The sequence below is a fragment of the Pseudomonas sp. BJa3 genome (assembly GCF_026343815.1).
Taxonomy (GTDB): Bacteria; Pseudomonadota; Gammaproteobacteria; order Pseudomonadales; family Pseudomonadaceae; genus Aquipseudomonas; species Aquipseudomonas soli.
In genome coordinates, this window is the sequence record NZ_JAOXMC010000586.1 from 1 (window position 1) to 232 (window position 232).

Sequence of the window (232 nt, forward strand, 5' to 3'; positions counted from 1 at the left end):
GATGATGCGCTACATGGTGAATGGCGGCAGCATCGCCGGCGCCGGGCTGCTGGCGGGGCTGATACTGCCGGCGCTCACCCGTGGGCGCAAACGCAACGATCGCTGGTTCTGACCAGCATGGCAGCTACATTTTCAAGAAAATGCTGAAAATGTTCCCGTGATTGCGATGTTTTTGAGATAAATCTTGCAGGCTAAGGTTGACATACCTACCACTCAGGGACCCTGATGCCAT

1 pseudogene is annotated in these 232 nt (G+C 55.2%); it reads left to right on the forward strand.

Features of this window, described 5'->3' with window-relative positions:
• Nucleotides 1–112 (forward strand): annotated as a pseudogene (locus OH705_RS28895) (peptide-binding protein); the annotation flags it as partial.
• Nucleotides 113–232 lie beyond the last annotated feature (120 nt).